At 66.4% G+C, this 12721-nt stretch carries 9 protein-coding genes; 4 read left to right on the forward strand and 5 right to left on the reverse strand.

What is annotated here, in order from left to right; all coding sequences use genetic code 11:
* The first annotated feature begins 46 nt into the window (after window positions 1-46).
* Complete coding sequence (locus ASF14_RS19400; protein ID WP_056439222.1) at window positions 47-1900, forward strand: PAS domain-containing sensor histidine kinase; 1854 nt, start codon at window positions 47-49, stop codon at window positions 1898-1900.
* Between the two features lie 13 nt (window positions 1901-1913).
* Here the strand turns inward: ASF14_RS19400 and ASF14_RS19405 are convergent, their stop codons facing one another.
* The 5 genes from ASF14_RS19405 to ASF14_RS19425 all read right to left on the reverse strand — a co-directional run bounded on the left by ASF14_RS19405 (window position 1914) and on the right by ASF14_RS19425 (window position 9895).
* A complete protein-coding gene (locus tag ASF14_RS19405; RefSeq protein ID WP_056439225.1) occupies window positions 1914-3359 on the reverse strand; it encodes an efflux transporter outer membrane subunit in 1446 nt (481 codons plus the stop codon).
* Entirely contained in the window at window positions 3352-4527 is a 1176-nt protein-coding gene (locus tag ASF14_RS19410; protein WP_056439228.1) for an efflux RND transporter periplasmic adaptor subunit, read from the reverse strand. Before ASF14_RS19410 ends, ASF14_RS19405 begins: the two co-directional genes overlap by 8 nt.
* Window positions 4520-7741, reverse strand: a complete 3222-nt coding sequence (locus tag ASF14_RS19415; RefSeq protein WP_056439230.1) for an efflux RND transporter permease subunit — start codon at window positions 7739-7741, stop codon at window positions 4520-4522. Before ASF14_RS19415 ends, ASF14_RS19410 begins: the two co-directional genes overlap by 8 nt.
* 137 nt (window positions 7742-7878) lie before the next feature.
* Window positions 7879-9168: a HAMP domain-containing sensor histidine kinase gene (locus tag ASF14_RS19420; RefSeq protein ID WP_082442356.1), complete on the reverse strand. Its 1290-nt coding sequence runs from the start codon at window positions 9166-9168 to the stop codon at window positions 7879-7881.
* 55 nt (window positions 9169-9223) lie between these two features.
* Entirely contained in the window at window positions 9224-9895 is a 672-nt protein-coding gene (locus ASF14_RS19425; RefSeq protein ID WP_056439238.1) for a response regulator transcription factor, read from the reverse strand.
* A gap of 132 nt (window positions 9896-10027) precedes the next feature.
* Here ASF14_RS19425 and ASF14_RS21720 point away from each other — a divergent pair, with 132 nt between their 5' ends.
* The 3 genes from ASF14_RS21720 to ASF14_RS19435 all read left to right on the forward strand — a co-directional run bounded on the left by ASF14_RS21720 (window position 10028) and on the right by ASF14_RS19435 (window position 12708).
* Window positions 10028-10285, forward strand: coding sequence for a hypothetical protein (locus tag ASF14_RS21720; protein WP_156361323.1), 258 nt, complete (start codon window positions 10028-10030; stop codon window positions 10283-10285).
* Window positions 10286-10522: 237 nt separating this feature from the next.
* The gene (locus ASF14_RS19430; protein ID WP_056439240.1) at window positions 10523-12115 is read left to right on the forward strand and encodes a Tad domain-containing protein; all 1593 of its coding nucleotides are present in this window, start codon (window positions 10523-10525) and stop codon (window positions 12113-12115) included.
* The gene (locus tag ASF14_RS19435; RefSeq protein WP_082442358.1) at window positions 12112-12708 is read left to right on the forward strand and encodes a TadE/TadG family type IV pilus assembly protein; all 597 of its coding nucleotides are present in this window, start codon (window positions 12112-12114) and stop codon (window positions 12706-12708) included. Before ASF14_RS19430 ends, ASF14_RS19435 begins: the two co-directional genes overlap by 4 nt.
* The last annotated feature ends 13 nt before the right edge of the window (window positions 12709-12721 follow it).

The following is a 12721-nucleotide window of genomic DNA, read 5'->3' on the forward strand; positions in this document are numbered from 1 at the left end:
CAAGCGCATGACGGCTTTCTGATCAACAGCCGGGGGCGGACGACATATGGATTTTGGCAAGGACGAAGGCAGACCGCCCGAGCATGGCCCGATGATGATGGAGCGGGTGCGCGCCCATGACTGGGCCGCCTCGTCGGTCGGTGCCATGGCGGACTGGCCGCAGAGCCTGTGCACCGCTGTCGACATCATGCTCCATGCCGGTCAGGCGATGTGTCTGATCTGGGGGGCGGATCGGATTCAGATCTATAATGATGAATATGCACGGATTTTGGGCGACCGCCATCCTGCCGCCCTGGGGCGGCCCGCCAGCGAGACATGGCCCGAGCGATGGGACGTCCTCCACCCGTTGATCGACCGCGCCCTTTGTGGCGAGCGTGTCGCCGTCCGCGATCAGCCGGTCACCATGACCCGGGACGGCGTCGACGAGCAAAGCTGGTGGGATTTCGCCTATTCGCCGGTTCACGATGAAAGCGGGCGAATCGCGGGGCTGTTGAACATCTGTTCGGACGCCACCGAGCGGGTTCGCGCCTTGCGCGACCGAGACATGGCGTTCGAGAATCTGCGGGAACGCGAATCTTTCACCGGCAGCGTCCTTGCCAGCTCGACCGATTGCATCAAGGTCCTCGATCTGGAGGGCAGGCTGGCCTTCATGAGCGATGGCGGGCAGCGGGTGATGGAGGTCAGCGACTTCAACGCCATCGTCGGCTGTCCGTGGCCCGATTTCTGGACGGGTAACGGCAATCGGGATGCCAAGGCTGCCCTGAAGGCTGCGCGCGCGGGCCAGTCCTCCAGCTTTATTGGTCGCGCCAGCACCATGAAAGGCAACTGGAAATGGTGGCATGTTGCGGTCAGCCCCATTTTCGACGCCGATGGGCGTTGGGACCGTATCCTGTCGGTCTCGCGCGACATCACCGAATTGCGCGAGAGCGAGGAAGAGCGCGACCGCTTCGTCCGGCTGGTGGAGAACAGCACCGATTTCGTGGCGATGGCCCATCTCGACGGGCGCATATTCTACATGAACGACGCCGCCCGCGGCATCGTCGGGCTGGAGGACGTGGACTATACCACGCTCTCGATCGCCGATTTCTTCCTGCCTGACGCCCTCGAAATCGTGATGCACGAAGCGCTCCCGGCCGTGGCCGAGCGGGGAAGCTGGTCGGGCGACGTGCTCTTCCGGCATTTCGGAACCGGCGAGCTGATCCCGATGCTCTATTCGGTTTTCCCCATCACCGATGCGAGCGGCGAAATGGTCGGATACGGGACGGTCACCCGCGACATTCGCGAGCGCAAGCAGGCCGAGGAGGATATGCGGTACCTCAACGGCGAACTGGCCCATCGCCTGAAGAACGTGCTCACCGTCATCCAGTCGATCGCACAGCAGACGCTGCGCAATTCGCCCGATACCGCAACCGCCGGAAAGGCCCTGTCGGCGCGCCTCGTCGCGTTGGGCGGCGCGACGGACATCCTGACCGGCAAGTCGTGGCGATCCGCCGACCTTCGCGAACTGGCGGAGCGCACGCTGGCCCCGCATGGCGGCATCGGCGAGCGGATCATCATCGACGGTCCGCCGATCGTCCTGCAACCGGAAGCCAGCATGGCCTTTGCCCTGGCGCTGCACGAGCTGGCGACGAACGCCGCCAAATACGGGGCCTTGTCGAACGATTCGGGTATCGCCACGCTGCACTGGTCGGTGGAGGGGGTGGACCAGGACGCGCGGCTGTCCGTGCAGTGGTCAGAGCGCGGCGGCCCGCCCGTCATTCCGCCACGATGCAAAGGCTTTGGTTCGGTCCTGATCGAACGGTCGCTCCGTTCCTATTTCAGGGAATTGTCCGCGACGGATTACCGTCCCGAGGGATTGATGCTGAAGCTGAGGGGGCGCCTGGCGGACGCCGCCCTCTGAATCGAGTCGCAACTTAGGCCTGTCGCGCGAATGCCGATCCTCCCCCCAGCGCGCGGGCCAGGGCGACGGTGGCGGCCAGGCGTTGGGTCTGCAGGGACAGCGCGCTTTGCTGGTCGCGAAGCAGGTTCTCCTGGGCGGTGGCGACGTCCAGATAGGTCGCGGCGCCCTTGATATAGCGGTCCAGCGCGATCGCACTGGTGCTGGCGGCGGATCGTACCGCCTGATCCTGCGCGGCCTGGGCCTCGTCGAGGTGACGCAGCGTGGCGAGGGCGTCCTCGACATCCTGAAATGCCCCCAGGGCACGCCCCCGATAGTCGGCAGCGGCAGCGTCCCAGTCCGCTCGCGCGGCCGCGACGTCCGCGCGACGCTTGCCGCCATCGAACAGGTTCAGGACCGCGCCCGGTCCGATCGCCCAGAAGATGTTGGGGGCCGCGACCAGTCCCGCCAGCGCCGTGCTCTGAAATCCCCCCGTGCCGCCCAGCGTGATCTGGGGAAAGAAGGCCGCCTTGGCGACGCCGATCCGCGCATTGGCCGCCGCCATGCGCCGCTCCGCCGCCGCGACATCGGGGCGCTTGGCGAGCAGCGCCGAGGGAACGCCGACCGGAATGCTCGGCAGAAGGAGCGGGGCATCGCGACGCGGGATGGAGAAGATCGAGGCGGGCTGGCCGACCAGGCTGGCGATCGCATGTTCGGTCACGGCGCGATCCGCCTGCAATGCGGCATATTGGGCGCGCGCTTCGCCGAGCAGCGCACCGGCCCGGCCGACATCCATGCCCGTCGCAATGCCGCCGCGAAAGCGGTTGCGGGTCAGCGCATCGGCCCTGGCAAAGGCATCGATCGTCTGGCTAAGCAGCGCCAGTTGCTGGTCCTGCCCCCGCAAACGCACGAAGTCGGCCGCCAGCTGGCCTTGCAGGGCGAGCTTGACCGCCGCCAGATCGTCGCGGCTGGCCTCGGCGAGCGCACGACCGGAGGCGACCGAGTTGCGCACACGGCCCCACAGATCGGCCTCATAGGATATGTCGCCCCCCAGCGTCGCGGCGGTATAGAAATCCGGCTGCGAACCGCCACGCAGCGGACGCTCGTCCGACTGCCTGTTACGCAAGAGGCTGGGCGTCAGCTCGATACGGGGAAACCGCCCCGAACGCGCGCCTGCGAGCGTGGCTCTCGCCATGTCATAGCGGGCCAGCGCCCCCGCCAGCGTCGGATTGTCGCTGTCGATCCGCGCCTCCAGCCGGTCGAGCAGCGGATCGCCGAAGCCGGTCCACCAGTCGGCGGTCAGGGCGGTCAGGGCGGTGGTCGCGGTATCGACCGGCTTCCATATCGCGTCCCCGGTGGTCGGCATCTCCTTATACGCGACGGGTGCGGCCAGGACCGGCGGGCGATAGGCCGGGGCCATCGAACACCCGCCCAGCAGCGCGAGCGTTGCGCCTGCGACCCAGCGGCGGAGCGGTTTAGCCATGACGCGTCTGCCCCACCCGGACCAGCTCGCCCTGCGCCAGCGAGTCCGGCGGGTTGTCGACAATCTGTTCGCCGGGGGTGATGCCCGACAGGATCTGCACGGTCGGGCCATTGTCCTGCCCGATATGGACCTGATGCATCACGACATGGCCGCGCGGGTCGACCGTCGCGACCTGGGGTCCGCCGGCACCGAACAGGATCGCGCTGGACGGCACCTGCGCCGCACCCGGCTGTCCGGCCAGGGCGAAACGGGCCTGGGCGTAGCCGCCGGGCTTCAACAGCCCATCGGGATTGTCGGCGAACAGCTGGACACGGAAGGCGCCCGATTGCGGATCGACCGCGCTCGACAGACCCGCGACCGTTGCGGTGAATGGGCGGCCCGGACAGGCGGGGACGGTCAGCGTCGCGGTCATGCCCGGCCTGATCGTGGCCGACAGCGATTGCGGTACGCTGACATAAACACGGATGCGGTGCGTGTCGGCGACGCTGAACATCGGCGCCTGCGTGGCGGCACCGGGCCCGACGAGATCGCCGACCTCGGCATTGCGCGCGGTGACGACCCCGGCAAAGGGGGCGCGGACCACGGCGTAGCGCTTCATCGCCTCCAGCCGCGACAGGGCGGCGCGCGCCTCGGCGACCCCCGCCGTCTTGACCGCGAGATCGCCGTTCTTCTCGTCGACTTCCTGCCTGGACACCGACGAAGTGGTCAGCAGATCACTCCAGCGGGCGGCCGTACTGCGCGCCAGCTTCTCATGCGCGACGGCACTGGCCAGCGCGGCCCGCGCCTGGCCGATCTGCTGGTCGAGTTCGGGGGTATCGATCACGCCCAGGGCCTGTCCGGCCGCGACATGGGCGCCGATGTCCTGCGACCAGCTGCGCACATAGCCGCCGACACGGGGGAACAACCGTGCGGCTTCCCAGGCCTCCAGCGTGGCGGGCAGGTCGAGCGTGTCGGTCGCCGCGCCGCCCTTGACGGGGATCAGGTGGACGGTCGGAATGGCGTTGGTCGTGGACCAGCTGGCCGCCGCCGCGACGTCATGGCCTCGGGCCAGGGTTCCCACACCCACGGTGCCGATCGCCAGGACGGCGGCGGCAAGACCTGCAATCTTCAGGCCCTTGGGGCTGGGGGTGTCGGCCGACACAGCGGGGGCCGGGGCGGCGTCATGCATGGATGGCTTCTCCGATGGGCATCAGGGGGGAGGGCGCGGTCGCCTTCCGGCGGCGGTGCGCGATGGCGAAGACGACGGGAACGAAGACCAGGGTGGCGAGCGTGGCGCACAGCAGGCCGCCGATGACGGCCCGGCCGAGCGGCGCATTCTGCTCGCCGCCTTCGCCCAGACCCAGCGCCATTGGGGCCATGCCGATCATCATCGACAAGGCGGTCATCAGCACCGGTCGGAAGCGGGTGGCGCCCGCCTCCATCGCCGCCTGGATCGCATCCCCGCAGTCGGCCAGCCGTTCGCGGGCGAAGCTGACCACCAGCACGCTGTTCGCGGTCGCCACGCCCATGCACATGATGGCGCCGGTCAGGGCGGGCACGCTGAGCGGCGTGTGCGTCGCGAACAGCATCCACACGATCCCGGCGAGCGCGGCGGGCAGGGCCGAGACGATCACCAGCGGATCGATCCAGCTCTGGAAGTTCACGACGATCAGCAGATAGATCAGGATGACCGCGCCCGCGAGGCCGAGGATCAGGCCGGTGAAGGCGGTGTTCATCGTCTCCACCTGTCCGCGCATGGCGACCGTGGCGCCCTTGGGCAGCTGGCCTTTGGTCTGGGCCAGAACCCGGTTGATGTCGGCGGCGACCGCGCCCAGATCGCGACCCTGCGGCGTCGCATAGATGTCGAACACCGGCTGCACCGCATAATGCGAGACGAGCGCGGGGCTGGGTTCGCGGTGCAGCGTGCCCAGCGCCCGAAGCGTCTGGAAGCTGCCCGGCGCACTGCCGGTGATCGGCAGATTGTCGAGCTGTTCGATGGTGCTGGCGCGATATTGCGGCGACTGCACCACGATCGGATAGGACACGCCGTTCTTCGGGTTGAGCCAGAAGGTCGGCGCGACCTGCGCGCTGCCCGCCAGATTGACCGACAGGCTGCGGGTCACGTCGTTTTCGGTGATGCCCAGGCGGCTGGCCTGCGCACGGTCCACGTCGACCGCATATTCGGGATAGTTGGACGCCTGTTGCAGGCGGACATCGGCCAGCCCCGGCACCTTCGACAGCCGGGCGACGAGCATCCGGGCATAGGCTTCGTTGCCCTTGGTATCGGGCCCGGCGACCTGCACGTCGATCGGGGCGGGCGAGCCGAAGTTCAGGATCTGGCTGACGATGTCGGCGGGCAGGAAGGCGAAGGACGAGCCGGGGAAATCCCGGGGCAGCTGTTCGCGCAGCGCCTTGACGAACTCGGCGGTGGGGCGGTGGTCTTCCTTCAGCGTGACCAGAATGTCGCCGTCCTGCGGACCCACGCCTCCGGTATTGGAATAGGCGCGGTTGATGCCGCTGACCGGCAGGCCGATATTGTCGACGATGGTGTCGAGCTGGTCGGCGGGAATGACCTGGCGGATGCGGTTCTCAATATGGTCGAACAGCGCCGCCGTCTCCTCGATCCGGGTGCCGACGGGGGCGCGGACGTGGAGGCTGATCTGGCCCGCATCGACCGCGGGGAAGAAGTTGCGGCCCAGCATCGGCACCAGCGCGAACGACATCAGCACCACGATCATGAAGCCGATGACGAAGGGCCGCCGCCGGGCGAGCGCGAAGGCGAGCAGGCCGGTGTAATAGCCTCGCACCGCCTCGAACCGGCGTTCGAAGCCATGCTGGAACCGGCGCAGCGGGTTGCGGCTTTGCGGGCGTCCGGCCTGTGCATCGTGGCTGACCATCACCTCGGCAGTGTGCGCCCCGGCATGATCGCGCAGCAGGTAGTTGCCCATGGTCGGGACCAACGTGCGCGACAGGATGAACGAGGCGATCATCGCGAAGACCACGGCCATCGCCATCGGCGCGAACAGGAAACCCGCCACGCCCGGCAGGAAGAACATCGGCACGAAGGCGATACAGATGCACAGCAGCGAGACGAAGGCGGGGCCGACGATCTGCCTGGCCCCGTCCAGTATCGCGTCGCGCACCGACTTGCCTTGTTCCAGATGCCAGTTGATATTCTCGATCGTGACGGTCGCATCGTCGACCAGGATGCCGACCGCCAGCGCCAGCCCGCCCAGCGTCATGATGTTCAGCGTCTGCCCGGCCAGCGCCAGTCCGGCGATGGCGGCCAGGATGGCGAGCGGGATCGAGGCGGCGATGATGACGGTCGACCGCCACGAGCCGAGGAACAGCAGGATCATCAGGCTGGTCAGCGCGGCAGCGATCACGCCTTCGCGCATCACGCCCGACACCGCCGCCTTCACGAACACCGACTGGTCGGAGAGCGGTTTGACGCTCAATCCCGGCGGCAGCGTCGCCGCCAGCCTGGGCATCAGCGCCTTGACCTGATCGACGATGGCGATGGTCGAGGCCGACCCGCTCTTCAGCACGGTCATCAGGACCGAGCGCGCGCCATCGACGCGCACTTCATTCCGCTGCGGCGGCGAACCGTCGCGGACATGCGCCACGTCGCGCATCATGACGGTGGTCCCGCCGATCGTCTTGATCGGCAGGTCGTTAAGCGCGTCGATCGCGTCGGGGCTGTTGTTCAGGCGGAGATTATATTCGTACTGGCCGATCCTGGCGGTCCCGGCGGGCACGATCTGGTTCTGCTGCGCCAGCGCGTTCGCGACGTCGGTCGCCGACAGCCGATGCGCCTGAAGCGCGGCGGGATCGAGGTCGATCTGGATCTGCCGTTCCTTGCCGCCATAGGGGGAGGGGATCGCCGCACCCTGCACCGAGGCCAGCGCCGGGCGGATCATGTTCTGGCCCAGGTCGTAGATCTTCTGTTCGGACAGCCCCTTGCCCGACAAAGCGAGTTGCAGGATCGGCACGGTCGAGGCGTTGTAGTTGAGGATCAGGGGCGGGGTGATGCCCGGTGGCATCTGCTTCAACACGGTCTGCGAGGCGGACGTTACCTGTGCGGTGGCGGTGCGGATGTCGACGCCGGGGCGGAAGAAGATTTTCACGATGCCGACGCCGGACAGCGACTGGCTCTCGATATGGTCGATGTCGCCGACCGTCGAGGACAGCGAGCGCTCGTAATAATAGATGACGCGCCCCGACATGTCGCGCGGCGGCAGGCCGCGATAGCTCCACACCGCCGCGATCACGGGAATGCGGATGTCGGGAAAGATGTCGGTCGGTGTCTCGACCGCCGCGATCCCGCCCCCCAGCACGATCAGGATCGCGAGGACGACAAAGGTATAGGGCTTGCTGAGGGCGAGCTTGACGAGCTGAAGCATGGGCGTCCCGGTGACCGTCAGGGATGGGCGGTGTCGGCGACGGCGCGGGGATCGAGGGGGGTGGGGGGAAACCCGCTGTCCGTCGTCGACGGGGGCTCCATCGCGCCAATCGCGGGCGCAGGCGACTTAAATGAATTTCACGCCGACGCCGGAGGCAGCGACATGCGCACGCACAGGCCCGGTGCCGCATCGGACAGGCTGAGGCGGAAGCCGTGCAGGTGCAGGATGGCCACGACCAGGCTGAGGCCCAGGCCGCTGCCGGGAATGTCCTGCACGCCCTGTCCTCGGTGGAACCGGCGCAGCACCGCATCGCGTTCGCCGGTCGCAATGCCGGGGCCGTCGTCCCGAACCTCGATCGCGCGTCCTTGCGCGTCCTCGACCAGGGCGATCGCGACACGACCGCCGGGGCGACCGAACTTGATGCCATTGTCGAGCAGGTTGCTCAGCGCCTCGAACAACAGCTTGTCGTCGCCATCCACCGACCATGGCCGGGTCGCGACCGACAGGGCGATGCCGCGATCCTCGGCCAGCGGTTCGTAGAGCTCGGCCACCTGTGCGACGAGGATGCCCAGATTGATCGTGCGGAACCCGGCACGGCGTCGCCCCGCCTCCAGCTCGGAAATGCGCAGCAAGGCGGCGAACCGCTCCAGCACGAGATCGAGATCGGCGGTCGCCTGTCGGATGCCCGCCGTCACCTCGACGGCATCATGCGGCCGGTGATGCAGCGCGTTCAGGGTGGCGCGGACGCGGGTGAGGGGGGTGCGTAGATCATGGGCGATGGCGTCGGTCGCGCCCTTGACCTGGGCGACGACGCGGCCAACCTCCTCGACCGTCGCATTCACCGTCGTCGCGAACTGGTCCAGTTCGTCATGCCGCCCCGCGATCGGCATGCGGACCGAGAAGTCGCCTGCCGCAATCTCCCGGCTGGCGCGTTGCAGGGCCCGGACCCGGCGGAGCGGCGCCCGGCTGAACCAGATGGCGGCGGTGGTGACGCATAACAGGGTCAGCAGGCCGCTGACGATCAATGTTTCCAGGATCGTCCGGCGCAGGTCGCGCAGCAGGCTGATGTCGCGCCCGACCAGCAACGTCTCTCCCTCGCGGGTGCGCAGCGCGACCAGTCGCAAGGGGCCGCGCGATCCGCCCTCGACATCGACGGGCAGGCCGGGGGGCAGGGGGCGCAGCAGGCGGATATTGCCGACGACCGGCGTGCCGTCGGCGGCGATCAGCGACAGATAGTTGAAACCGGCACGGTCGCGGCGCAGCTCGTAGCGGATACGGTCGGGCAGCTGGTCGGCCGGGACCTGCAACAGGCGCTGCGCGGCGGCGTGAAGGATCCGATCGCTACGCGCGGTCAGGTCGCGGGCGGTCGCGGCATAGACGACGCCCAGCATCGCGATCAGCCCGATGACGAACACCGCCCCCAGCATGGCCGAAAGCCGGAACGTGCTGATCCGGATGACATCGCGCCAGCGCAGCGGCGCGTCAGCCTTCGAAGAGATATCCCTCTCCCTTCACCGTCAGGATCGGGGACGGTCGGTCCGGCCGGTCGATCTTCTTGCGCAGCCGGGCGATATGGACGCTGATGAGATTGGCCCCCGGATCGAAATAATAGCCCCAGACGCGTTCGAAGATGATCCGCCGGGTCATGACCTCGCCGCGATTGCGCATCAGGAATTCGAGAAGGCGGAACTCCATATGGAGCAGCCGGACCGGCTCGCCATCCACCTTGACCGTGCGGCGGACCAGGTCGCATTCGATCCCGCCTCCGCGCAGCACCACCGCCTCGGCCTGTTCGCGCCGCCGGAGCAGCACCTCGACCCGCATCGCCATTTCGGCGAAATCGAACGGCTTGGTCAGATAGTCGTCGCCGCCTGCGCGAAGCCCCGCAATCCGTTCGTCGACATCGCTCAGGGCGCTGAGCATCAGGACGGGAATGGTGACGTGCCGTTCGCGAAGCCGGGCGACCAGGGTCAGGCCGTCCAGTCCGGGCAGCATCCGGTCCAGCGTGATCGCATCGAACGCCTCACGGGTGGCCAGGTCCAGCCCGCTATCGCCATCGGCGGCCCGGCTGGCGTCGTGCCCGTGCCGATCCAGCTCCGCCATGATCGCCGCAGCGGTGGCGTCGTCGTCTTCGATGACCAAGATGGCTGCCATGGCGCATGGCATAACCCCACGGCCGTGGCGTGGCCAAGGCGCATCGGGGCAGGTGAAATTCATTTAAGTCGGCAGTCGCGACCTTCGGGACGACAGAGGCGCTCTCACGGACTCGGTTCAAAAGGGTTTCGCATGCGCCGCTCCCGCACATGGATGATCGTTATCCCGCTCGGCCTGATCGCCTCTCCTGCCATGGCCTCGCGCAACGACAGGGACATGAGCAACGACTGTTTCGACGTGGCGGCCCCCATGGCCGAGGCGACACCCTGTTTTGAACCCGGCCGTCACCCCCGCCCCCATCGCCTCCACCATGATCGAAACGCGATCGGCTCGGCTTCGAAAAGACGCGATACGGCAAGCGACGCCGTGCGGCGGAACCCGGCCGAATAGCCGTCGAGCGGGCACATGCCCCCGGCGGACGGCCGCCCGTCGAAAGCGAAATAGGGCAGTTGATAGAGGGGCTTAACGCCCCTTTCCATAAACCTGCCCTTTACGTTATGCCGATAGGGCGAACGGATGGATTGTCGGTTCCCCTGTCATGGAATGTCTCGACCACGGCGTCGCCCGTCCCGTTTTCCGGCATCCGGCCTTCTTGCCAGGATCGCCGCCGATCGGCGCGGAAACGTCATGCTGTTATGGGCGTTTTTCCTGATCCCGCTCGTGGCCCTGGTCGGATCGGCGATCGATCTCGGCACCGAATATGTGGCGCGCAAGCAGATGCAGATCGCATGCGATGCGGCGGTGCTGGCCGGTCGGCGCGCGATGACCAACGGGACCGTCGATGACGGCGTGCGGGCCGAGGCGGCCAAGTTCTTCAACTTCAATTTCCAGCAGGGCATGTTCGGATCGAAGCCGTTCACGCCCTCCATTTCCAGTGCCTCGACGGCGAAGACGACCGTCGTCCTCAATGCCGCCACCACGATCCCGACGTCGCTGATGCGGATATTCGGCTTCGTCGAACTGCCGGTAAGCGTCAGTTGCAACGCCTCCCAGGATTTTGTGAACACCGACATCGTCTTCGTGCTGGATACGACCGGCTCGATGCGGGACAAGGCGACGTCCAGCGACTCCCAGACCAAGATCGAGGCGCTGCGTTCGGCCGTGCTGGCGCTGTACGATCAGCTTGCACCGGTGCAGAAGCAGTTGACGGCTTCCGGCATGCGTCTTCGCTACGGCGTCGTTCCCTATGCCAGTGCCGTGAATATCGGAAAGGCGATCCGCGCGGCCAATCCCAATTACATGCTGTCCGGCCCGTGGACCTATCAATCCCGGCAGGTCGTGACCGCGAGGATGAGTTCCAGCGATTGCGATTATTACTACGGCAGCTACAATTCATGGTCCGGAGTCTGCACCTATTTCCGGTATCTGCCCCGGACTTTCGACACGTCGCAATACGTGTCGGGAGCAAGCGTTGATGTGGCACAACTTGTCGGCACCGCCGATTACAGTGGCGATACGCCGGTCAAGACTACGCCCAAGAACGTCACTTGGGCGGGATGCGTCGAAGAGCGTCAGACCGTGCGTATGGGATCAAGCGCTGCGGCGATCCCGTCGGGCGCCACGGATCTGAATATCGATCTGATACCGAACAGCGATTCGACGAAGTGGAAACCCTATTGGCCGGAAGTGGAATATACGAGTTATATGCTGCGGTACAATAGTAATCGCTTCAAGCCGCAAGTTGCTTGCCCATCGCCAGCGGCATCTATGCAGGGATGGACGCGGGATGATCTGAATAATTATCTCAACACTCTCGTCCCGGACGGCGGCACCTATCATGATAACGGGATGATGTGGGGTGCGCGCTGGGCTTCGTCAGGGGGTATTTTCGGCAGTAATAACCCGGAAAAGTACAATATGATGCCGGTCAAGAAATACATCATATTCATGACGGACGGACTGTTCGATACCGGCTATACTGGCCTCTATTCGTCTTACGGCGTGGAGCGGCTCGATGGTCGGATCACGCCCGGTGGCGACTATTCCGACGAAGCCGATCAGCTTGCCCGCCACAAGCAGCGCTTCAACCTGCTGTGCTCGCAGGCCAAGTCCATGGGATATTCCATCTGGGTGATCGGCTTCGCCACGTCGCTTGACGCGTCGCTGACCAACTGTGCGAGCACGCCCAGCCAAGCCTCCACCTCGTCAAACCAAGCGGCGTTGATCGAGCGTTTCGTCGAAATCGGCAAGAATATCGGCGCATTGAGGCTGACCCAATGAGGGTGGGATGTGGGGGTGCGCTGCGCCGTATCGGCCGCGATCGTCGGGGCGCCTCGGTCGTCGAGTTCGCCCTGATCTCGTTGCCCGCCATCGTGATCATGTGCGGCCTGTTCGACCTGGGCTACCGCCAATATGTCGCCACGCAGGTGCAGGATGCGCTAGACCGCGCAGCCCGGCGGGTCACGATCGGGACCAGCACGACGTCCGCGCAGTTGACCGCGATGGTCTCCGACAGCGTCAAGGCGATTTCGCGAGACGCCGATGTCGTCGTCGTTCCCACCAGCTACGGCAAGTTCCAGCAGGTGGCCAAGCCCGAGCCGATCACGACCGACACGCCGCCGCTGGGGCAGTATAATGCCGGGGACTGTTTCCTCGACATCAATGGCAACGGCGTCTGGGACGCAGACGGCGCACGCGCAGGCACCGGTGGTTCGGACGATGTGGTGCTGTACACCGCGACGGTGACCTATCCCGAGATCGTGCCGATGAGCCGGTTGATCGGCTGGAGCGGGATGACCAGGCTGACCGCCACGACCATGTTGAAAAACCAGCCCTATGCCTCGCAAGCCGAGCCGGTGACCCTGTGCCGATAACGTGTCTTGCCAG

It is taken from the genome of Sphingomonas sp. Leaf257 (assembly GCF_001422185.1).
In the GTDB taxonomy this organism is placed as follows: domain Bacteria; phylum Pseudomonadota; class Alphaproteobacteria; order Sphingomonadales; family Sphingomonadaceae; genus Sphingomonas; species Sphingomonas yabuuchiae.